The organism is Williamsia sp. z34 (assembly GCF_059553395.1).
The window spans coordinates 1-21,995 of the sequence record NZ_JCANWW010000009.1 but is presented as its reverse complement, the minus strand read 5'-3'; the positions used below and the strand labels follow the sequence as shown (position 1 = coordinate 21,995).

Here is a 21,995-nt window from a genome sequence, read left to right as displayed (position 1 = left end):
CGGAACAATTGATCAGAGCGGCTGTTGATCAGAACGATTCAAAGTATTGACTTTGTCAGGATTTGAGCCTGCCGGACAACAGATGTGCCTGCTCGAGCAGCAGGACCCCCATCTCGTGGATCCGATCATCGCGAAAGCGGGTCTGCACCCCGGTCAGACTCAGGGCCCAGGCCGGACGTCCGGTCCGATCGAACACCGCCGCACCGATGCCCCAGCTGCCGTCCACGATCAGCGCCGGATTGACCCCATAGCCGGTCCGTTTGGTCGACCTGATCCGCTCCCGAATGTTTTCTTCTGAATGCGCTGGGCCCCAATCCTTCTCGGGCCTCCTCCGAGAGAAGTAGTCGTCGACGTCGCGATCCGGGAGATGACTGAGGATCGACAGTCCCGCCGAGGCCACCCCCAAGGGGAACCGGATCCCTTCGTGCAGCACGTGGGACCGGAGCGGAAAACTACCCTCCTCCCAGAGCAGGCAGACGGTCTCGTCACCACGCCGGGCCGACAGGAAGGCGCTCTCCCCGGTTTCCCGGGCGAGCGTGATCAACACATCGTGGGCCTGATCGCTGATGTCGTAGCGATTGGCCGCGCCCACACCGAGCAGATACAACTCGGGCCCGAGTCGCCATCGGCCGGTCTCGAGGTCACGGTCGATCAGGCCTTCCTCGGCCAGAGAGGTCAGCAGCCGGTGTGCGGTGGGCCGTGCCAGGTCGGTGGCCTTGCCCAACTCGGTGGTCGAGGCGCCACCCGGCTCGGCCGAACCCACCGCGCGCAGGAGCGCTCCGACCCGGGCGACCACATGCGAGCGAGTCGGCGAAATCGCGTTCATCTGATGAACGTACCTGACGCCACCGATCGTTCCGCGAACAGTTTCCGAGCGTTTCGCCGGTTCACTTGATCCCCCGAGCTGCGACGTTGTTGACTGAAACCCGACATCGTCAGCGTTTGCTCTGTGAACGTTGTCGATTGCCCGATGAAGCGAATGGGAGAAATGGTGAGTTCAAAGGTGTACGAGTCGGCCGCGAGCGCAGTCGCCGACATCAAGGACGGCGCATCGCTGGCCGTCGGCGGATTCGGACTGTGCGGAATCCCCGACGCACTGATCGAGGCCCTGGCGGAGACGAAGGCCGCCGAGCTCGAGGTGTTCTCCAACAACTGCGGCGTCGACAACCAGGGCCTGGGCATCCTGCTGGGCCTGGGCCGGATCCGGCGGGTCACCGCGTCCTACGTGGGCGAGAACAAAGAGTTCGCCCGGCAGTATCTCGCCGGTGAACTCGAGGTCGAACTGACCCCGCAGGGCACGTTGGCCGAGCGCCTGCGTGCCGGCGGGGCCGGGATCCCCGGCTTCTACACACCCGCCGGCGTCGGCAGCCCCATCTCGGACGGTGGCATGCCCTGGCGTTACGCAGCCGACGGTTCGGTCGCCATCGCGTCCCCGCCCAAGGAGACCCGCGTCTTCGGTGACAAGCGGTACGTCCTCGAAGAAGGCATCAACGCCGACTTCGCACTCATCCATGCCGAACTCGGTGACACCGACGGCAACCTCGTCTTCAACAAGACCGCCATGAACTTCAACCCCCTGGCCGCGATGGCAGGCAAGATCACCATCGCGCAGGTCGAGCGTCTGGTCGAGCCGGGGCAGATCGATCCGGGTGCGGTGCACCTGCCGGGTGTGTTCGTCCAGCGGATCGTGCACACCGGGCCTCAGGACAAGAAGATCGAAAAGCGCACCGTCGCAACCGAAGGAGCCAAGTGATGTCTGCCCCCACGGTCACCGGATGGACCCGAGACCAGATGGCCGCCCGCGCGGCCGCCGAGATGATCGACGGCGAATACGTCAACCTCGGCATCGGTTTGCCCACCCTGATCCCGACGTATCTCGGCGACGATGTGCGCGTCACACTGCATTCGGAGAACGGCATCCTCGGCACCGGCGGTTACCCCACCGATGACGCCGTCGACCCCGATCTCATCAACGCCGGAAAAGAAACGGTCACCGTCAATCCCGGTGCGGCCTTCTTCGATTCGGCCCTGTCCTTCGGCATGATCCGCGGCGGGCACATCGACACCGCGGTACTGGGCGGCATGCAGGTCTCCAAAACCGGTGATCTCGCCAACTGGATGGTCCCCGGAAAAATGGTGAAGGGCATGGGAGGCGCGATGGACCTCGTCCACGGCGCCGCCCGCGTCATCGTCCTGATGGAGCACACCGATCGCGGCGGCAACCCGAAGATCCTCGAGACCTGCACCCTGCCGCTGACCGGCCAGGGTGTGGTCGACCAGATCATCACCAACCTCGGCATCATCGACATCGTCGGCGACGGCACGCTGGTGCTCAAGGAACTCGCACCGGGAGTGACCGCCGACGACGTCATCGCCGCGACCGGCGCAGAACTCACGGTCCGGCTAGAGGGGTAGCGCGGTCTCCTTCGGCCCGGAGTGATGGGTTTCGCCGACGCGGCGGAACCACTCCAGGCCGAAGGCCGCCCGCAAATCGTCGATGGGCATGTCGAGGAACGGCCCGAAGTCGCCGACCTGCGTGGCATGCGCGAACATCGCCGCCCGCTTGGCCTCGATGAACTCGGCCACGTCGATCTCGGTGGTGATCTGATCTGCCGGGACGCCGATCTTGTCGATGTTGGGTGCGTCCTGGGCATCCCACTGGTCGTTGGCCTTGACCAGCGCCTGGAAGTGGTCCCGGTTCGTCACACTCTCGTACACGTGTGGCGTCCCGGCGATCTGTGAGGCCCTCAACCCCACGTGGTGTACCTGGATGTGATCGGGGTGTCCGTAGCCGCCGTAGCTGTCGTAGAAGGTCACGACATCGGCGCCCTCTTCGGCAAGCACGGCTGCCAGCGCCTGAGCCGATGCCTCCACCGGCAGATTGGCGAACGCCCTGGGATTGTCGTTCTCGGGCGTTCCGGCCATACCCGAATCCGAATAGCCCAGCATCACAACGCGACTCACACCCAACGCCTCCGCCGACTTCGCCAGCTCATCACGCCGCCGCTCGATCAGCGATTCGTCCTCGGCCAAGATGCCTGCCGGGAATTCTCCGGCCGCGCCGTCGGTGGCGGTGACGAGCACAACCGATGGCCGGCCTCGGAGGCCTGGCGCATGGTCCCGCCGGTCCCGAACACCTCGTCGTCGGGATGCGCGTGGAAACATACAAGAACACTCATGAACTACCCCTTGCTCAGCGGTACCGCAGAACCAAACAATGCAGTCTAGCCACTGGAGTAATTCACTCGAAGCGCCGCAAACAAACATTAATCTCAGTTAACCTGTGCGCGAAGTCGCCACCCATGAGACCACCCCGGGGGGACCGCACTCATGCCGCGTTCACACACCACCTGCCGGCACCGGCTGTCGGCGACAACACTGATCCTGTGCATCGCCACGCTGACCGGAGCGCTGTTGTCACCCGTACCGGCCGGAGCAGCACCGCTGTATCCCACGCCGCTGCCGGACCGGTTCTACAGCCAGCCCCCGGATCTCGCCGACAAGGCACCGGGTGATGTTCTCGCGAGCCGTCCCATGCCTGGTTTGCCCGCTTTCCCTGACACCACAGTCACTCTCATCAAATTCCGGTCCACGAGTTCAGAAGGCGACCCGATCGCGGCGACGACCACCCTGCTCACCCCCCGAAGCCACCAGAACAATGGGCCACTGTTGTCCTATCAACACATCATCAACGGCCTCGGCACCAAATGCGCTGTGTCGCAGGAGTTGTACACCTCAGACCCGAATCTCGTGATCCGAGAGGCACCCGGCCTGAATGTGGCACTCGCCCGTGGCTGGAGCGTGGTCCTGCCCGACCACCTCGGTCCGAACAGCGCCTACGGCGCCGCCAAACTCGGCGGACAGATCACCCTGGACAGCATCCGGGCCGTCCAAGCGCTACCGCAGTCGAATACCCGCCAGAGCCCGGTGGCGATGGTCGGATACTCCGGCGGCGGGATGGCCACCGCCTGGGCGGCGGCTCTGCAGCCCTCCTACGCGCCGGACCTCGAGATCGCCGGCGCAGCGGTGGGCGGTGCGCCGATGAACCTCACCCAGATGGCCGAAGGTCTTGGTCTGCAACCTCATCCGGCATTCGGACTGGCATTCGCGGCGGCCCTCGGCCTGGAGCGGGAGTATCCCGACCGGTTGCCCATCAGCGAGCAGCTCAATACCAGAGGTTTGGCGCTGCGCAATCAGATGGCCAACGGGTGCACCAACGACATCCTCGCGGGCGGAGCCGGTCTGAGCGCGCGGATGGTCGCGACATCGGAGTCGCTGGCCTCCGACCCGCGGGCTCGCGCCGTGCTCGATGAGAACAGCGTAGAACTGTACGACGGTGTCCCGACCATCCCCATTTTCGAATGGCATGCACCGAATGACGCCTTGATCCCGGTCGCGGCGATCGAGAACACCATTCGGCGTTACTGCGGTGCGGGAACAAAGGTCTACTCCGCCCAGATCCCGAGCCCCGACCACCTGACGACTGCGGTCTTGGGCGCACCCGTGGCGTTGAACTATCTCGATGAACGGTTCCGGGGAGTCCCGGCACCAAGCACCTGCTGACACCACTAGACCAGATAGATCACCAGGATCGCGGCCCAGAGAACGAACAGCCAGGTGTCGGTGGCCACCTGCAGCCACTTCGGAGCCGACCGCACCTCCATGAAGTACCGGATGATGAGCCGGCCCTTGATGAAACCCAGCGCGATCACGGTGACCGTGATCGCGACACCGGCGGAGGCCGAACCGCCGGCATGTCCAGGTGCCAGCCACCACGATCCGATGGTGATGCCGCACAATACGATCCACGCATAGTTGATGGCGCGGGTCGATCGATCGCCACGTTCGACCCGATCAGTTGTCGCGGTCACCGGTTCACCTCATCACGTAGAGCAACGCAAAAATGACAACCCACAGCAGGTCGACCATGTGCCAGTAGGTGGCGCCGGATTCCACCATCGACATCCGTCGGCGCCGGGGGTTGCGAAGGTCGCGCACGACAACTCCCAGCACCACCAGGCCGATCAGCACGTGGAGAAGGTGCACGCCGGTGAGCACGTAGTAGAACGAGAAGAATTCATCAGAATTGGTGTAACCCTGTGAGATCTTCGACCACCACTCGTATGCCTTGATGCCGACGAATACGACCCCGAGCGAGCCGCAGGCATAGATGAGACGTACGGCCCGGTCCGGATCACCAACCCGTGCAGCGTGGACACTGCGTGCGATGAACCATGAACTCGTCAGCAGCACAATCGTATTGATCACACCGAGGTTGATGTCAAGATGCTGCTGCGATGCCAGATAGGCATCCGGCGACATGGACCGGTGCACCATGAAGACGATGAAATAGCCACCGAAGATGACCATGTCGCCGAGCACCATGACCCACATGTGGCCATCGCCGGGCAGGTGTCCGTCCCGTTCGTTCGGGGAGATCTTTGTGGGCGACAGGGGTTTTGTCACTGGTCAAGTCCTTGGTTGTCAGTCCAGCGGCGGAGAATCGACGGGCTCCTTCGCGGTGGCGATCCGCAGCAGCACGATCATCCCGCCCAGCCAGACACTGAAGACCACCACCGCCCACCAGAATGAGATCGAGCCATTCCAGGCGAAGGGCCCCGATTCGAAGACAAACATCTGGGTTGCGATGACCTCGGTGACGATCTGCCAAATGGTCACGTAAGCAAACCATTTGGGGAAGATCTCGTTCTTGTCGTAGAGGATTGCCACAGCCAGCGCAAAGTAGGCGGCCGTGAAGCATCCCAATGATCCGTTGTACGACAACAGACCGAGGTCGTACAGCATCCCCAGTTGCTGCGGATCCCGATCGGCACGGAAGGTTGCAGTCAGGAAGACGACCGCAACGAGAAGGAATCCCGGGACTGCTCCGACGGCCATGCCACCCATGTAGCCGTAAGCGAAAACCGACCCGCACGACATCCGCTTCATGTGGTAGAAAATCAGGCCGTTGGTCAGTGCCGCACCGCCGAGGATCACCAGCAGCAGCGTGAATCCGATCCGGATGGTGGTGGCGTGGTCCTGGAAAAAGTCCACCGCCTGTTGATCATTCACGTCGGGACGCGGCGGCGGGGTGACCCTGGCCAGTAGTACGAACACCGCACCGAAGATCGCGTAGAACGCCGGGAAGATCCAGTAGACGATCCAGACGTCCGGCTTGCCCACCGGTTCGGAGTGGTCGGCGCCCGGCGGTCCCCGCCTGGACAACAGGATGCTCATCGGGCCACACCTTCCTCGACGGCCTGGCGATGCAGCGCTGCGCGGAGCACGAAGAACATCACCACCACAAATGCGGCGACGGCTCCGTTGCGCAGCCAGAACGACAGCAGACCGTCCCAGGCCAGCGGCCCGGTTTTGGCCACTGCCGCACCGGCGGCGGGAAGCATGGCGATCGCGGTCGCAAGCGAGTAATGACCCACCCACCGCGGGAAAACCGGGTTAGGTCCGTTGTCGAAATAGACGGCGATCGCCAGGAGCAAGAACTGCGCGACCACCATGCCGATCGGCGCGATGAACGTGATCCAGGCAAGGTCGTTGAGAAGCAGGACCAGTTCCGGGTTGCGATCCGGCCGGAACGCTGCGACCAGGAAGAAGATGTTCGACAGGGCGAAAATGGTCGCACCGCTGACCGCCGCGGTGAGGTAGCAGTACGCAAAGACATGGCTTTGCGTCGCCATCCGCTTCATCTGCACCACGATCACCAGGAAAAACGGCAGTAACATCACGCCACAGAGGTTGTAGGTGACCATGCTGAACCGGATCCAGGCTGTGTTGTCGCGATAGAACGCCGCGACCTCGTCGGCCGGCATGGTGGGCGGCATCGGCGGCCAGAAGCCCGGGAAGGCGACAAATGCAATCAGCATCACCACCGCGAACACCGGTCCCGTCCACAGCGCGACGAGTTGCGTCCGGATGTTGGTCGCCTTCGGTAGATCTTCGGCCTCGACGAGGAACTGCATGCGTCGAGGAAACCACGCTTCGCTGACTCGAGTCAGTGAATTCGCTAGACTCGTGCCGGGGGGTCGAGCAGGAGGTGGACCATTTCGGTTACGGACAAGGTGTCGGCCCGCGAGGCCAAGCGACGTGCGACCCGCGAACGTCTGCTGGAAGCAGCGGTGACGGAGTTCAAGCGCGACGGGATGGCATCGGCCGACATCGGTGCCATCGTCTCCGCGGCCGGCGTGGCACACGGGACGTTTTTCTTCCACTTCCCCACCAAAGAACATGTCCTGCTCGAACTCGAACGGCGCGAAGAACTTCGGATTGCGGACAGCTTGGCAAAGTTCTTCGACACTCCCCACACCGTTCAAGACACGTTGACCCAGATGGTCCGCGAGCTCGAGGACCTCGAAGAGCGACTGGGCGGCAGGTTGTTCAAAGATTTTCTGGCACTGCACTTCTCGACCACTCGACCGCCCCAGGAAGAGTGGGAACATCACCCGGTGATCATCTCGGTGATCGGAGAGCTGGAACGAGCCCGCGACCGCGGCGAACTGCCACCAGAAACCGACGTCTTTCACCACGGCGTCTTCTACCTACTCGGCATGTACGCCCTCTTGGTCACCATCCCCGAATCCCCCGAGGCCCGCACGCCGATCGTCGAGAAATACGTGACCATTGCTTTGCAGGGCATGACGGCCGTCCCCGGATAGCCACCCGGGGACGGCCCGGACTGCCGACAAGAAATGGACTCGCCCGCGATCGAAACAAAAATCCCTTCCCCTGTCACTACAGGAGAAGGGATTCTTCGTGGAGCCGCCTGCGAGAATCGAACTCGCGACCTTTTCATTACGAGTGAAGCGCTCTACCGACTGAGCTAAGGCGGCGTGCTGCACCAGGCAGCGCCAGCCAGTCTATCCAGCGGTCACGCCGAGGACCAAACCGGCTCAGGTGACCGGAACGCGAGGGGGGACCAAGCCCAGGTCAAAGGACTTTTGGGCCAGATACTGCGCCGCCGCGATCTTCTCCGTGAGGTCGGTGGTAGCGCCTGCGACCTCGAACCCGTTTCGGATCACCGCGGAACCGACGAAGCCGGCCCACACCGTCGAGACGTCGACCGGCACGCCCCCGGCGGCCAGCCCGGCGGTGTATTCGCCGACGATCCGCTCGATGACGTCCTCCCCCAACCCCAGCACCGGACTGTGGCGTCCGAACACCAACTGACCCAGGTCGAATCCGACCGCATGACGTGGCATCTGGGCCAGGTCGATCAGCACGGTCCTCCCACCGCCACTCGGATCGGCAACAAGGTTGTCCGGCGCAGCGTCGCCGTGCACCGGCGTCTGAGGGAGCTCCGACAGGTCGGCAAGGAGGAGCTCGATGTGATCGCCAACCCACAGCAGGTCGTTGATGAGGTCCGTCGGGATTGGGGTGTCGCGGGGTTCGGCCAGCATCTCGGCAAGCAGAATCAGGTCCGACTCCTGAACGCGACTGCGCGCGATCATCGACAGCGCAAACCCGTCATCGAACTCCTGCGACAATGGCGATCCGGCTGCTGCCCGGTTGCCTGACAGCTCGCCCAACAGGCGCGCTGCATTCTCGAATTGCCCTGCAGTGGAGAACAGTTGGACATCACCGAGATCCTCCAGCCACATCGATCGCATATGCGAACCGTGCCACTGCGTGCCCAACAGTGTCACCGTCCGCAACCCCTCGGGGCAGCGTGCCGCCACCTCTGACAGCACGTCCGGGTCCTGCGACCACGGAAACGTGCGCAAGAAGAACTCTTGAACCGGTGGAGCCAACTCGGCCAGCACCGGCCACTTCGCCGGATGGCGTAACACCTTGACCACCGCCGACGCCTGCCCCTGCTCGCCGCGAAGGAAAACCCGCCACAGACCGGCCGTCCCCGGTGCGGCGACGTCGAATTCGAGCGGCTCCGAGCGGTGGTCGATGTACTGCCCGATTCTCAACCGCTGAGCGACGTCACCGAGCGTGGATTCGTCGGGCGTTGGCAGCTCGATCATGGCCGGCTCCAGGGCATCTTCGGGAGTGTGAACTTCCTTCGATGGTAAAGCCGCCGACCACCACGATGAACGCCTTCGGCCTGATCAACAGGACTGTCCGGCCTGATCAGTAAGGTTGTCAGAGGAGGTTCGATGACCGAGAGCACGGAACGGACAGTGGTGGCCTTGTCGATTTCGGCACTGGCCGAACTCGGTGTCGAGGTGACTCCCGTCGACGACCCCGAGTACGGCGACGTCTTCCTGGTCGGCCCCGACGCCGAGCGATACTTCCTCCAGAACGTGGTCACCACCTGTCAGCGGTTGCCCGAGGACGAATGGGCCGGCTACATCGCATTCCATTTCCAACAGCACTTCGAGGGGCTGCGTTCCCCCCAGGCCGACGAACTGACCGAACCGGCTTTGCTCTCCGAAGTGCGCACCCGACTGCAGCCGGACACCACCATCGACCCCACGATGACCACCAACTATGCGCGCCCCTTCGTCGGCGATCTGGTGGTGTACCTGTGCCGGGACCTTCCGACCACGGTCGAAACGCTGACCGACCGCACCGTCGAATCACGCGACCTCGACCTGCTATACCAGGCCGGCCAGCGCAACACCGACGCCGAACCCTTTGACACCGAAGAGCTCTCGGTGGACGGCACCAGGGCGATCACCATACTTCAGGGCGAGTCGTTCTTCATCGCGTCAAAAGCTCTGAACATGCAGAACGTGGTCGAGACCGTCTTGGGCGGCGCCGAGCACGGCGTCGTTTTCAGCGTCCCGCACCGACATCTCCTGATGCTCCATCCGGTCGCCAATCTGCAGTCGACCCTCGCCCTCCGAGAGATCATCGGTTCCACCCACAAACAGGCCGCCGACGCACCCGGCGGCAGCATCAGCCCCCACACCTTTTTCTGGTACGGCGGTCGGGTACAACAGATCACGCAGTACGACCCCGTCAAGAAGGCCGTCACAATCGAGAATCACGGCATGCTCTTCGACGCGCTCAGTCGATTCATCTGAGAGCCGGGCGCGCGTCGCTGCCCCCGAACGATCAATGCCGCAGAGCCATCCCGATCTTGGCGACCATCGCGTCGACGGCAAACTTGGGTTTCACGTTGAACGCGAGCACCTCCCGGCATTCGAGCACCGCCTCGACGCAGGTCAGCAACTCTTCGCGGGTCGCATACCGCGCCATCCCCTGGGTCTGTTCGGCCATGTCGGGATGCATCGCAACCACTGCGGCCCCGTAGGACGCGGCGAGCGCATCGCGGAACAGCGCGGCCAGATCCACCAACGCCCGGTCGAGGAGATCGCGACTGGTACGCGTCTGCCGCGACTTCTGTCGCTTCTCGAGGTCTTTCAGGATGCCCGCCGAGCCACGCAACGCCCCGGCCGCGCCCTTGCCGGTGCCGCCGGCACCCAGTGCCATCCGCATTTCCTCGGTCTCGGCCTCGTCCAACTTGGCGCTGATCGACTTGGCGGCGGCCTCCGCTGACTTCACGAGCTCTTCGGCGGCCTGATATGCCCGCGCATTCGATGTCGCGGCCCGGGCCAACCCCAAGGCCTGCGTGCGCTCGTCGCGCGACTGTTGATCGGTGGCCAGACGACGGGCCCGGCCGACGTGACCACCACACACCGAGGCCGCCCACTGCGCGAGAGAGGGCTCGATGGAGTCCTGCGCGATGAGGACCTCGCTGATGGCTGCCGCGCTGGGCATCACCAGCGGCACGTGCCGGCTACGCGAACGCAGGGTGACCGAGATGTCCTCGGGGTCGATGCTCGGCGCGCACAACAGGAACACGGTCCGCGGTGGCGGCTCTTCCACGGCCTTGAGCAACGCGTTGCCCGCCGCCTCGGTGAGCCGGTCGGCGTCCTCGATGAGAACCACCTGCCACCGACCGACACTCGGCCGCCGCGCCGCGGTCTGGACGATGTCCCGCATGCCCTTGACACCGATCGAGAGGCCCTCCGGCACGATCCGCCGGACATCGGAGTGCGTACCGGCCATCACCGTCGTACACGCATGACATTGGCCGCACCCGGGCGCATCGATTCGCTCGCACTGCAAGGCCGCGGCAAAACACTGCGCGGCGATCGATCGTCCCGACCCGGGAGGGCCGGTGAAGAGCCAGGCGTGGGTCATCGCCGACGAGCCGTGTCGCGGTCCATCGTGGTCCGTGACCGCAACTTCACCGTGAGACTCGCGCTCACGTATCGCAGCCAGCTGGGCTGCGGCGATGGCCGCAGATGTGAGTTCGCCCACGACCGCATGCTGGCCGACGAGCCGATCGAACACTGTTGTCACAGGTCAACCCTATCTCGAAGGCCGGACAGCGATGCTTAACTCCTGCAAGCGGCCAGCTACCGTATGCACGTGGTACAGAGACAGTCACAGCTGCAACATGCGTGGCACATGTTGCGCTGGCTGGTGCGCACACCTTGGCCGGTGCTGGCGCTGGACATGCTTCGGGCGAACATCGCCGGAGCCCTGTTCACCTTTGCTTTTCTCCGTTTCGGACTCCCCGAACAGACCTCGGTCAGCCTCTCCCAGATCAGCGGCGTCGGCCAGTTGGTCTTCGTCGTCTATCTCGTCCTGGCCGGCATGGTCAGTGCCTACGCCACGATTCGGCTCTCCCTGCCGGTGCTGGTCTGGCATCGGCGACGATCCCGTCCCGACAACGAAGCCGCCCGGCGGCGCGCACTTCGACTGCCGCTGCTCCTGATGCTCGTCCACGGCGGGCTGTGGCTTGTCGGCGGCGTGGTGTTCTCGTTACTGAGCCTGTCCCAGTCGGGTCGCACCGCGATCGTGGTGGCCCTGGGGTCGTTTGTCGGCGCCCTGGTGACCTCGGTGCTGGGGTACATGCAGTCCGAGAAGATCCTGCGCCCGATCACCGTCGCGGCGATGGCCAACAATCCCGAGGCCGCCACCGCGCCCAGCGTCACCCAGCGCATCATCTTGTTCTGGGTGATCAGCGTGGCCGCCCCGCTGGCAGTGATCATCGCGCTGGTCGTCGGCCAGAAGACCGGCATCATCGACACCGACGCCGAAGGCCTGCAACGGCCCATCCTGTGGATGGCCGGCGCCGCCCTGGTGTTCGGATCGATCGGCGTGGTGCGTGTCGTCTCGGCGATTGCCGACCCGATCAAGCAGCTGACCCTCGCGCAGCACGAGGTGCGTGAGGGCAACCTCGACACCTCCGTGCGCATCTACGACGGCAGCGATCTGGGCCTGCTGCAGGCCGGCTTCAACGAGATGGTCGCCGACGTTCGCGAACGACAGGAACTGCGCAACCTGTTCGGCCGCTACGTGGGCGAGGACGTCGCCCGACGGGCCATCGAAAGCGGCACCGAGCTCGGTGGTGAAGAACGCTACGTGGGCGTGCTGTTCGTAGACATCGTCGGTTCGACCAGCCTGGCCGTCAACCTGCCTCCGCGGGAGGTCGTGGACCTGCTCAACGAGTTCTTCCGGGTGATCGTCGATGTGGTCGGACGGCACGGCGGCTTCGTCAACAAGTTCCAGGGTGACGCGGCGCTGGCTATTTTCGGCGCACCGCTCGACATGGAGGACTTCGCCGGGCAAGCTCTTGCGGCCGCCCGCATCCTGCGCAAGGAACTCGACGCCGCCCTCGGTGACACCGACATCGGTATCGGGGTCTCGGCGGGCAAGGCCATCGCCGGACACATCGGTTCGAGCCAACGCTTCGAATACACCGTGATCGGCGACCCGGTGAACGAGGCCGCCCGGCTGACCGAGCTGGCCAAATACGAGCCGAGCCGTGTCCTGGGATCAGCCCGCGCGGTGTATCTCGCCTCCGCCGCCGAGGCCGCACACTGGGACATCGGCGAGGGCATCGAATTGCGCGGCCGCGGGATCGAGACCCGCTTGGCCAGACCGAACTACGCCATCAACTATTAGATTCCAAGTTCGTCCCGCAGGCGGACGCCGACGGGAATACTCCCTCGACACCCGCCTGCGGGACATTCCTGGCGTCAATCCGACTCGGGTGCAGCCTTCTTGGCCGCGGCCTTTTTCGCCGGGGCCTTCTTGGCGGTGGCCTTCTTGGCCGCCGTCTTCTTTGCTGCGGCCTTCTTGGCCGGAGCCTTCTTCGCAGCCTTCTTGGCGGTCTTCTTGGCGGCCTTCTTCGCCGGACCACGAGCGCGCCGGTCGGCCAACAATTCCGATGCACGTTCGTCGGTGATCGACGCGACGTCGTCGTCCTTGCGCAGGCTGGCGTTGGTCTCACCGTCGGTGACGTACGGACCGAACCGGCCGTCCTTGATCACCATCGGCTGCTCCGACACGGGGTCGGTACCGAGTTCACGCAGCGGCGGCGCGGCAGCTGCCCGCCCCCGACGCTTCGGCTCGGAATAGATCTTCAACGCCTCTTCGAGGGTGATGTCGAAGATCTGGTCTTCCGAGGTCAACGAACGAGAGTCGGTGCCGCGCTTGAGGTACGGCCCGTAGCGACCGTTTTGCGCGGTGATCTCCTGACCTTCTTCGTCCTTGCCGACGATTCGAGGCAACGACAGCAACTTCAGCGCATCGTCGAGGGTGACCGTCGCGATGTCCATCGACTTGAACAGCGACCCGGTACGGGGCTTCGGCCCGGCCTTCTTCGCTGCCTTCTTGGCAGTCTTCTTGGCCGTCGCCTTCTTGGTTGCGGTGGCGGTCAACGTGTCGCCGGGTGCGTCCAGCGGCGTGACGCCCTCGTCGAGCGGAGTCGGCGCCGGCGGCGGGGTCAGGGCAGGCACTGTGCCGCCTTCTGGGCCTTCGTCTTCGGGCTCCGGCATGATCTCGGTGACGTACGGCCCGAAACGACCCTCCTTGGCAACGATTTCGTTGCCGGAGAGCGGATCGACGCCGAGTACACGGCCCTCTTGCGGTGTGCTGAAGAGCTTTTCGGCCAGATCCAGTGTCAGCTCATCCGGGGTGATGTCGTCAGGCAGATTGGCGCGCTGCGACTCCGGCTCTCCCCCGTCCTCGGGCGTGACCGTGCGTTCGAGGTAGGGACCGAACCGGCCCACCCGCACGTACACCGGGCGACCCTGTTCGTCGTCGAACAAGCGGATCGAGTTGACCTCACGCGCGTCGATCTCTTCGAGGTTCACACCGACGAGCTTTTTGAGGCCGGTACCTTCTTGGCCTTCGGCGCCTTCTTTTCCGAAATAGAAGCCGGTCAACCAATCCGTGCGATTCTCGGCGCCCTGGGCGATCTGATCCAGATCGTCTTCGAGGGTGGCCGTGAAGTCGTAGTCGACAAGGCGTTTGAAGTACGCCTCGAGCAGACCGACCACCGCAAACGCAATCCAGGACGGCACCAGGGCCGACCCCTTCTTGTGCACGTATCCGCGGTCCTGGATGGTGCCGATGATCGACGCGTACGTCGACGGACGACCAATCCCCAACTCCTCCAACGTCTTCACCAGAGAGGCCTCGGTGTAGCGCGCCGGCGGATTGGTGGTGTGTCCGTCCGGCTTGAGCTCCGTCGCGGTGAGCGACTGGCCCTGAACAAGATTCGGCAGACGGCTCTCGGCATCGTCGGCGGTGCCGCCGGTCTGTTCGTCGACGGTCTCCACGTAGGCGGACAAGAATCCGGGGAACGTGATGGTGCGACCGGACGCGGCAAAGGTACACGTCTCGCCGGTATTGGCGTTGCCACTGATCCGCAGACTCATGGTGGTACCGCGCGCGTCGGCCATTTGCGAGGCGACCGTACGCTGCCAGATCAACTCGTAGAGCTTGAACTCGTCGGACTGCAGCGCGGAGGCAACCTGACCGGGGGTGCGGAACGATTCACCGGCCGGACGGATGGCCTCGTGCGCCTCCTGCGCGTTCTTGACCTTGCGGGTGTACTGCCGCGGGGTCGGATGCACGAAGTCGGCACCATAGAGGTCCCGGGCCTGGTTCCGCGCCGCGGTGATCGCCGATTCCGACAGTGTCGTCGAGTCGGTACGCATATAGGTGATGTAGCCGTTTTCATACAACCGCTGCGCCACCCGCATGGTGCGATCGGAGGTGAACCGCAGCTTGCGGCCGGCTTCCTGCTGCAGGGTCGAGGTCATGAACGGCGCATACGGCTTGCGGGTGTAGGGCTTCTCCTCCACCGAGGCCACCGAGAGCGATGCACCCTGCAGACCCGAGGCCAGCGCCACCGCGCGGGCTTCATCGAGAACGGTGACGTCGTCCTTCTTCAGGCCACCCGTCGAATCGAAGTCACGGCCGCTGGCCACCCGGGCCCCATCGACGCTGACCAGTCGGGCACCGAAACTACGTGGCTTCGCCGATTCTCCGGCGTCGAGCGTGGCGGCGATATCCCAGTACTCGGCCGACCGGAACGCCATCCGCTCGCGTTCGCGTTCGACGATGATCCGCGTGGCCACCGACTGCACCCGGCCCGCCGACAGCTTCGGCATGACCTTCTTCCACAGGACCGGCGAGACCTCATAACCGTAGAGACGGTCGAGGATGCGTCGGGTTTCCTGCGCATCGACCAGGTCTTCGTCCAGGTCGCGGGGGCTTTCGGCGGCAGCACGGATCGCCGACTCGGTGATCTCGTGGAAGACCATCCGTTTGACCGGGACCTTGGGCTTGAGCGTTTCGAGCAAGTGCCACGCGATGGCTTCACCCTCGCGGTCACCGTCTGTCGCGAGGTAGAGCTCGTCGACGTCCTTCAACAGAGCCTTCAGCTCGGTGACGGTCGACTTCTTGTCCGGCGAGACCACGTACAACGGTTCGAAGTTCTCGTCGACGTTCACCCCGAGCCGAGCCCACGGCTGTCCCTTGTATTTGGCGGGCACATCGGCCGCGCCGCGCGGCAGGTCACGAATGTGACCGCGCGAGGACTCGACCACGTAGTTCGGGCCGAGATACGACGAGATCTTGCGGGCCTTCGTCGGGGACTCGACGATCACGAGACGGCGCACTGCCTTACCTGTCCCGCGAGCTGCTGTATCTGAATCCGCCACCGTAGTTGCCTGCACCTTTCATGGTTCTTCTGGCCGTTTGTACCTTATGTATAGCGGTAGTGGCATCCGAGTATGCCGCCTGGCACCCGAGAAGAGCCTGATCAGGCCGTCGGCACCCCAGCTTTGAACAGGGTGTATTCGCAGTTCAGATAGTGAATTGCGAGAAATTTGATCAAATTAATGGCCAATGTGCCGCCGCGCCCGGAATGTCCGGTGGTTCACCGACCGATTCGATCAGACGCGTCAGACGCCGTTTTCCGGCGATCCGCAACGAGGGATTGGCGCCGCGTGTGCCCACCAGCGTCGGCGCGATCCCCGCCCGCATCACCGCAGTCGCCAGAGAACCGTGTGAGTCGGGAGCGTGCGGATCAAGGCCCAGTACGTACCGCTCGGCGTCGCGACGACCGGCCGCGATGACCCACAGCCGCAGCGCGCGGGGTCCGGGTACCCAGTTCGGGGGCATCGTTTTGATCGCACCCTTCGTCCAGGCGCGATAGAGATCCTCGAGTTCGGGGGTCGTGACCGTCCCCACGAGGGGGGAACCCTCAGACGACAGCGAGATCTCCGCAGCGACGCCGCAGCGCTCGAACTCGTCGGCCAGGGCCCGGGCACGCCAGTCATCGGGAACCACCACCGACAGACGTGCGCCCTGAGGGTTCACCGAGATCTGGCCGGCGGTCGCCAAGATCCCGGCGAGATCGTCAATCGACGGCTCGTCGGTCTCCGCGGAGAACATCGACAGCTGACCCACGTTAGAACCGTACGGTATTTTCACCCGAAAACGACTGACCCCCGACGCCGTTTCACGACAAACCGGGGGTAAGACGCCGACACCGGGTTGTGGTGCCGGAGATGAATCAGAGGTACTTCACGCAATGCGAAGGTCCTCGATGGAGTGCCCACGAGGGGCGATCTGATGAAGGGTGCCGCTACAACCCTCGAACACCCGTGGCCTGCGGACCTTTCGTTCCCTGACCGACCTCGAACTCGACCCGCTGGTTCTCCTCGAGAGTGCGGAAACCGGATCCCTGGATCTCGGAGTAGTGGACAAACACATCGTCGGGTCCGTCATCTGGCGCAATGAAGCCGAAGCCCTTTTCCGCGTTGAACCACTTCACAGTTCCCTGTGCCATTCTTGTATTCCTTTTCTTTCACCGGATACGACGGGGAGTTACCCACGTCGGGCCGGTTCCGACCGCCATACCTTCTGGCGCCGTTTACGGGTGCCCCCCGCACACTGACCTTCAGTACCACGCTCGCAACACGATCCCAAGAGACTGGCCGTTATCTTGAACCGCCCCCCAGAAGCTGCGACCACAACAAGTCAATCATGTTCTGGGCGTACACAACAGTCAGGAAGTCAAACTGATTCAAATCATGGTCGACTTCGCAATCGACACTTCACAGTAGGTAATATTACGAGGTGATGAACTGGATCGATGACTAGCTCCGACTTCGGCTCCCAACTGCTCGCCCGCACGCTGGCGGGCGTCGGACCTGACGAATCACCCTTGACCCACAAGACCCTGATCCCCAGCAGGACAGCCAGTTTCACCGAATGGCCGACCTGGGTCGGCGACCCGGTCCGGCAGGCATTGATCGATGCCGGTATTCGCCGACCGTGGTCCCATCAGGTCGCCGCCGCGGAACACGCCCGCGCCGGACGCCATGTGGTCCTGGCAACCGGCACCGCCTCAGGCAAATCCCTTGCGTACCAGGTACCGATCCTCACCCGGCTCCTGGAAGACCCGCGAGCAACTGCTCTCTATCTTTCCCCCACCAAAGCACTCGGCTCCGACCAGTTGCGTTCGGTGAGTTCGCTACTGGCCGGTCGTAAAGAGTTCTTACATCTTCAGCCCTGTGCATACGACGGCGACACCGAACCGGCCATTCGGCAATGGGCTCGAGAACATTCCCGATGGATATTCACGAATCCGGACATGCTCCATATCGGAATCCTCTCTTCACACGCCCGTTGGCGGCACTTCATGAGAGGTCTGGCCTTCATCGTCGTCGACGAATGCCACCATTACCGTGGCGTATTCGGCTCACATACCGCACTGGTCATACGACGTCTGTTGCGGATCGCCCGCGCGGCCGGGGCCGATCCGGTGGTGATCGGCGCCAGTGCCACCTCCGGCAGTCCGGGCGCCGCGATGAGCCGCATGATCGGAGCCGACTGTGCCGAGATCACCGAGGACGGTTCACCCCACGGCGCGCGCACCGTCGCACTGTGGGAGCCCGCGTTCATCCCCGGGATCAGCGGCGAGAACGGCGCCCCAGTCCGCAGGCAAGCAGGCGCCGAAGCCGCGCGCATCCTCGCCGACCTCGTACTCGAAGGTGCACGGACGCTCTGCTTCGTGCGCAGCCGGCGGGGCGTCGAACTCACCGCTTTGTCGGCCAAACGCATTCTGGAACAGGTCGACCCGGAGTTGGCTCCGCGAGTGGCCGCATACCGGGCGGGTTACCTGGCCGACGATCGCCGGACCCTTGAACGCGATCTGGCCGACGGGAAGCTTCTCGGGGTGGCCACCACCAACGCACTGGAGCTCGGCGTCGACATCAGCGGACTCGATGCCATTGTGGTGGCCGGGTTTCCGGGTACGGTCGCCTCCTTCTGGCAACAGGCGGGCCGGGCCGGACGTCGCGGCGAGGGATCCTTGGTGGTGCTCGTCGCCCGCGACGACCCGCTCGACACCTATCTCGTCAATCATCCGGAAGCGCTGTTGGACAAGCCCGTTGAAGCCACGGTCACAGACCCGACCAATCCCTACGTCCTGGGACCGCAATTGCTCTGTGCCGCAGCAGAAATGCCGCTCAAAGAATCGGAGGTCGATGCCTTCGGCGCACGCGAACTACTCGAGGACTTGGCCGTCCGCGGGCTCATCCGGCACCGCAAGGCGGGGTGGTACGTCGCCCCTGGCGTCGAGCCGCACGCCGACGTCGACATCCGCGGCGGTATCGGTGGACAGGTGATGATCGTCGACGAGACCACTGCCCAGCTACTCGGGACCGTCGACTCGGGCCGGGCGATGTCGACTGTGCACCCGGGAGCGGTTCACATCCATCGCGGCGAGAGCTACGTCGTGGACGAGCTCGACCTCGAAGACGGTCTGGCGCTGGTTCACCCGGAAGAACCGGACTGGACCACCAGCGCCCGAGAGACCACTCTGGTCGAGATCACCGACGTGATGGAGACCAATACGTTCGGACCACTGACGGTGGCCCTGGTCAGGGTCGACGTGACCCACCAGGTCGTCGGATATCTGCGCAAACTGCACACCGGAGAGATCCTCGATTCGGTCGAATTGGACATGCCGGCCCAAACCCTTTCGACCCGGGCGGTGATGTACACGATCGAACCCGACGCCCTCGAGGCGGTCGGCGTCACCGTGGGTATGTTCCCCGGTGCCCTGCACGCCGCCGAACATGCTGCCATCGGACTGTTGCCGCTCGTCGCGACCTGCGACCGGTGGGACATCGGCGGACTGTCGACGAACCTCCATCCCGATACCGGACTGCCGACGGTGTTCGTCTACGACGGGTATCCCGGCGGGGCAGGATTCGCCGACCGCGGTCACGAAGCTTTCGAGATCTGGATCCGCGCGACGCGAGATGCCGTGTCGCACTGCGCTTGTGAATCGGGTTGTCCGTCATGTGTGCAGTCCCCAAAATGCGGGAACGGCAACGATCCGCTGGACAAGGCCGGCGCCGTTCGGGTGCTCGATCTGATCCTGAGGCAACTGCCGAGTTCTCTGGCCTCCGATTCCGACACGCCGTGACGGCGTCAGGGTGAGCAGTGTTCCCGGGTGTCGATCAGCCGCATGAAAAGCAGGTCTGGTGTCGCTCGAACGGCGGAGATAATGCTGTTATGAGGGTCCGAACGGGTTTACCGTGAGGAATCCGATCAGCTGAAAAAGGTAAATCCAATGACGCAAGCGCCCGGGCAGCCAGACCCCTACGACCAGACCCGCATCAGGCCCGCCTCGGCGCCACCCACTCCGCCGCCCGCCGATTCAGGATCGGGCCAGGGCCCTGCGCAGTATGGTGGGCCCCCGCCGCAGCAACCCTACGGCGCACCACAGCCGCAATACGGCGGGCCGCCACAGGCGTGGCAATCCCAGCCCGGACAGGCACCGCCGTACGGACAACAATCACGGCCACCCGCGCCGCAATACGGACAGAATCCCTACGGCGCCCAACCGCAGTCCGGGCCGACACCTCAGTACGGACAGGGGCCTCAGTACGGACAGGCGCCCCAGTACGCACAGCCCCAGGCGGATTCGGCAGGACCGGTGTCTTCCACGGTCCGCGTCATCGGCTGGGCGATCGCAGGGTTTGCGGTCCTCGCCGTCATCGCCGCGTTCCTGCCGTGGATCTCCGGCACCGTAAGTGTCAACGGCATCGGTGATTCGGATACCGGGGCCACCGATGGCGTTCTGACCGCGACCCTCGGTGTGGTCGCCGGGATCTTCGGGGTGGTCAGTGCGGCGATCGCCAAGCGCTCGGGCCTACACCTCACCGCCGGCATCATCGCTGTTGTGGCCGGCGCCCTGATCACCTTGATCGCGGTCATCGACATCTTTGACGTCCTCGACGCCGAGAACACCTGGGGGTTGGGTTTCGAGGTCGGTTTCGGCCTGTGGCTCACGTTGTTCGCCGGCATCGCCGTCGTGATCGCCGGCATCGCCGCCGTGGTGAAACGGACCTGACCGTCAGATCGACCGGAAGCCGCTGCCCACGATATTCCGGCCGTTCAGGTCGTCCAGAATCGTCGTCATCGGCGTGCTGATGGCGGGGTTGTGGATCGGGAAGTTCGGGTTGGTGCAGGGCACGTCGATCTCGAGGCCGGTGCCGCCGATGTTGCGGATGACGCGACCACCGTTGAGCAGTCCGACGACCTTGTCCCCCACCACGATCGGCGCGCCGGAATCACCGTGGTTGGAACAGACCTGGCTCAGGGTGAATGTCGGTACCTGCGGGTCATTGCCCCACACGATGCCGCACGTGGTGCCGGTGGTGCGGCCGGCCTTGCAGGCCGACTGGCCGAAAACCGGCCGAGGGCCGGTACCCGATATGGTCAGTCCCCGGTAGCTACGCTGGGGCGTGACCTTGGACTTGTCGAACTCGATGACGGCATAGTCCCAGCGGAAGTTGGACTCCGTGATCACGCCGAGTACGCCCGAGCCCATGCTCTTCTCTGCCTTGACCGCGCTCCCGCGTCCGCCGCAGTGACCGGCGGTCAGACCCACCAGCCGTCCCGCGCGGTCATGCCCGATGGTGGTCAGCGTGCACACGGCGTTGTCTGCGATGACAATCCCGGCACCACCACCGAGCCCCACGGGCGGGGCCGCACTGGCGGTTGTGGCGGTCATCCCGGACACTCCGATCAACGCGATAAATCCGGTCACGATAGCCAACAGTCGCCGCATCAAGCCCCCACCAATTCCCCTGTAGTCGTCCGAGTCTCTCCGCACCCTATGCTGCTACTGCACCCAGCCGCCAGTCGCCTGCCGATTTGCTCCGGCAATGCCCACATCCGACAACACAACACCGACGAAATGTGTTGCGAGGTAGGAGCTCTCGCAAGGCCAACGTGCACCTATCACGATCGTCGCGACTCACAGCACAGTAGCCGGCCACCCATCAAGTTCTGTACGAAATGGTCTGGACATAGCAAAATACCCTGTATTCGAGTCCATTGCTGGAATCGGATACAGGGTATTCGCAAATTGTGTTCGGCGGTGTCCTACTCTCCCACACTGATTAGGGTGCAGTACCATCGGCGCTGGTAGGCTTAGCTTCCGGGTTCGGAATGGGACCGGGCGTTTCCCTACCGCTATAGCCGCCGTAACAATGTGAAACAACCATCGTCACAAATCAAGTCAATGATTAGTGCTGATCATTTGTTTGTTTGTGTGTTGTTTCAGATATTGCACAGTGGATGCGAGACATAATTGTCTTCTTGTTTTGGTTGTAAGTCCTCGGCCGATTAGTACCAGTCACCTGCACCCGTTACCGGGCTTCCAGTTCTGGCCTATCTACCCCATGGTCTGTAGG

The 21,995-nt window shown here is 63.9% G+C and carries 19 protein-coding genes, 1 tRNA gene, 2 rRNA genes and 1 pseudogene; 8 read left to right on the top strand and 15 right to left on the bottom strand.

Annotation, left to right across the window (positions count from 1 at the left end):
* Positions 1-55: 55 nt before the first annotated feature.
* Positions 56-826 (bottom strand): IclR family transcriptional regulator, encoded by a 771-nt coding sequence (locus AC51GT_RS20405; protein WP_496329980.1) that lies wholly within the window; start codon positions 824-826, stop codon positions 56-58.
* Between the two features lie 162 nt (positions 827-988).
* Here AC51GT_RS20405 and AC51GT_RS20400 point away from each other — a divergent pair, with 162 nt between their 5' ends.
* Both AC51GT_RS20400 and AC51GT_RS20395 read left to right on the top strand, forming a co-directional pair.
* On the top strand, positions 989-1,753 hold the full coding sequence (locus tag AC51GT_RS20400) for a CoA transferase subunit A (RefSeq protein WP_496329979.1): 765 nt from the start codon (positions 989-991) through the stop codon (positions 1,751-1,753).
* A complete protein-coding gene (locus AC51GT_RS20395) occupies positions 1,753-2,415 on the top strand; it encodes a 3-oxoacid CoA-transferase subunit B (protein WP_496326784.1) in 663 nt (220 codons plus the stop codon). Before AC51GT_RS20400 ends, AC51GT_RS20395 begins: the two co-directional genes overlap by 1 nt.
* Here AC51GT_RS20395 and AC51GT_RS20390 read toward each other — a convergent pair.
* A pseudogene (locus AC51GT_RS20390) lies at positions 2,404-3,179 on the bottom strand (PIG-L family deacetylase). The gene AC51GT_RS20395 and the pseudogene AC51GT_RS20390 overlap by 12 nt on opposite strands.
* Before the next feature lie 151 nt (positions 3,180-3,330).
* Here AC51GT_RS20390 and AC51GT_RS20385 point away from each other — a divergent pair.
* On the top strand, positions 3,331-4,563 hold the full coding sequence (locus tag AC51GT_RS20385) for a lipase family protein (RefSeq protein ID WP_496329978.1): 1,233 nt from the start codon (positions 3,331-3,333) through the stop codon (positions 4,561-4,563).
* Between the two features lie 5 nt (positions 4,564-4,568).
* On the opposite strand, the gene AC51GT_RS20380 is transcribed toward AC51GT_RS20385, so the two are convergent.
* From AC51GT_RS20380 to AC51GT_RS20365, 4 genes are all read right to left on the bottom strand, one after another.
* Positions 4,569-4,871, bottom strand: coding sequence for a cytochrome C oxidase subunit IV family protein (locus tag AC51GT_RS20380; RefSeq protein WP_496329977.1), 303 nt, complete (start codon positions 4,869-4,871; stop codon positions 4,569-4,571).
* A 4-nt stretch (positions 4,872-4,875) separates the two neighbouring features.
* Positions 4,876-5,394: a cytochrome c oxidase subunit 3 gene (locus tag AC51GT_RS20375; protein WP_496330077.1), complete on the bottom strand. Its 519-nt coding sequence runs from the start codon at positions 5,392-5,394 to the stop codon at positions 4,876-4,878.
* 90 nt (positions 5,395-5,484) lie between these two features.
* Positions 5,485-6,237, bottom strand: a complete 753-nt coding sequence (locus tag AC51GT_RS20370; protein ID WP_496329976.1) for a hypothetical protein — start codon at positions 6,235-6,237, stop codon at positions 5,485-5,487.
* Positions 6,234-6,977, bottom strand: coding sequence for a hypothetical protein (locus tag AC51GT_RS20365; RefSeq protein ID WP_496329975.1), 744 nt, complete (start codon positions 6,975-6,977; stop codon positions 6,234-6,236). The genes AC51GT_RS20370 and AC51GT_RS20365 overlap by 4 nt, the downstream gene beginning before the upstream one ends.
* Before the next feature lie 99 nt (positions 6,978-7,076).
* Between AC51GT_RS20365 and AC51GT_RS20360 the strand changes: the two genes are divergently transcribed.
* Positions 7,077-7,670, top strand: a complete 594-nt coding sequence (locus AC51GT_RS20360; RefSeq protein ID WP_496329974.1) for a TetR family transcriptional regulator — start codon at positions 7,077-7,079, stop codon at positions 7,668-7,670.
* 98 nt (positions 7,671-7,768) lie between these two features.
* On the opposite strand, the gene AC51GT_RS20355 is transcribed toward AC51GT_RS20360, so the two are convergent.
* Together AC51GT_RS20355 and AC51GT_RS20350 are read right to left on the bottom strand one after the other, a co-directional pair.
* Positions 7,769-7,844: transfer RNA gene (locus AC51GT_RS20355), tRNA-Thr, on the bottom strand.
* A gap of 60 nt (positions 7,845-7,904) precedes the next feature.
* Positions 7,905-8,984, bottom strand: coding sequence for a phosphotransferase (locus tag AC51GT_RS20350; RefSeq protein WP_496329973.1), 1,080 nt, complete (start codon positions 8,982-8,984; stop codon positions 7,905-7,907).
* Positions 8,985-9,116: 132 nt separating this feature from the next.
* Here AC51GT_RS20350 and AC51GT_RS20345 point away from each other — a divergent pair, with 132 nt between their 5' ends.
* Positions 9,117-9,989 carry a hypothetical protein gene (locus AC51GT_RS20345; RefSeq protein WP_496329972.1) on the top strand — a complete coding sequence of 291 codons (873 nt, stop codon included), beginning with the start codon at positions 9,117-9,119 and terminating at the stop codon, positions 9,987-9,989.
* A 31-nt stretch (positions 9,990-10,020) separates the two neighbouring features.
* On the opposite strand, the gene AC51GT_RS20340 is transcribed toward AC51GT_RS20345, so the two are convergent.
* Complete coding sequence (locus AC51GT_RS20340; RefSeq protein ID WP_496326775.1) at positions 10,021-11,274, bottom strand: DNA polymerase III subunit delta'; 1,254 nt, start codon at positions 11,272-11,274, stop codon at positions 10,021-10,023.
* 63 nt (positions 11,275-11,337) lie between these two features.
* Between AC51GT_RS20340 and AC51GT_RS20335 the strand changes: the two genes are divergently transcribed.
* On the top strand, positions 11,338-12,885 hold the full coding sequence (locus tag AC51GT_RS20335) for an adenylate/guanylate cyclase domain-containing protein (protein WP_496326774.1): 1,548 nt from the start codon (positions 11,338-11,340) through the stop codon (positions 12,883-12,885).
* Between the two features lie 74 nt (positions 12,886-12,959).
* Here the strand turns inward: AC51GT_RS20335 and topA are convergent, their stop codons facing one another.
* The 3 genes from topA to AC51GT_RS20320 all read right to left on the bottom strand — a co-directional run bounded on the left by topA (position 12,960) and on the right by AC51GT_RS20320 (position 17,068).
* Positions 12,960-15,935: a type I DNA topoisomerase gene (topA, locus tag AC51GT_RS20330; RefSeq protein WP_496329971.1), complete on the bottom strand. Its 2,976-nt coding sequence runs from the start codon at positions 15,933-15,935 to the stop codon at positions 12,960-12,962.
* Between the two features lie 172 nt (positions 15,936-16,107).
* Positions 16,108-16,686 carry a hypothetical protein gene (locus AC51GT_RS20325; RefSeq protein WP_496326772.1) on the bottom strand — a complete coding sequence of 193 codons (579 nt, stop codon included), beginning with the start codon at positions 16,684-16,686 and terminating at the stop codon, positions 16,108-16,110.
* A gap of 178 nt (positions 16,687-16,864) precedes the next feature.
* Positions 16,865-17,068: a cold-shock protein gene (locus tag AC51GT_RS20320; RefSeq protein ID WP_020109852.1), complete on the bottom strand. Its 204-nt coding sequence runs from the start codon at positions 17,066-17,068 to the stop codon at positions 16,865-16,867.
* Between the two features lie 306 nt (positions 17,069-17,374).
* Here AC51GT_RS20320 and AC51GT_RS20315 point away from each other — a divergent pair, with 306 nt between their 5' ends.
* Together AC51GT_RS20315 and AC51GT_RS20310 are read left to right on the top strand one after the other, a co-directional pair.
* A complete protein-coding gene (locus AC51GT_RS20315; protein WP_496329970.1) occupies positions 17,375-19,717 on the top strand; it encodes a DEAD/DEAH box helicase in 2,343 nt (780 codons plus the stop codon).
* Between the two features lie 147 nt (positions 19,718-19,864).
* Entirely contained in the window at positions 19,865-20,647 is a 783-nt protein-coding gene (locus AC51GT_RS20310; protein ID WP_496329969.1) for a hypothetical protein, read from the top strand.
* A gap of 3 nt (positions 20,648-20,650) precedes the next feature.
* Here the strand turns inward: AC51GT_RS20310 and AC51GT_RS20305 are convergent, their stop codons facing one another.
* From AC51GT_RS20305 to AC51GT_RS20295, 3 genes are all read right to left on the bottom strand, one after another.
* Positions 20,651-21,310, bottom strand: a complete 660-nt coding sequence (locus AC51GT_RS20305; protein WP_496326769.1) for a S1 family peptidase — start codon at positions 21,308-21,310, stop codon at positions 20,651-20,653.
* Between the two features lie 361 nt (positions 21,311-21,671).
* Positions 21,672-21,788, bottom strand: a 5S ribosomal RNA gene (gene rrf, locus AC51GT_RS20300).
* A gap of 119 nt (positions 21,789-21,907) precedes the next feature.
* A 23S ribosomal RNA gene (locus AC51GT_RS20295) occupies positions 21,908-21,995 on the bottom strand; the annotation flags it as partial.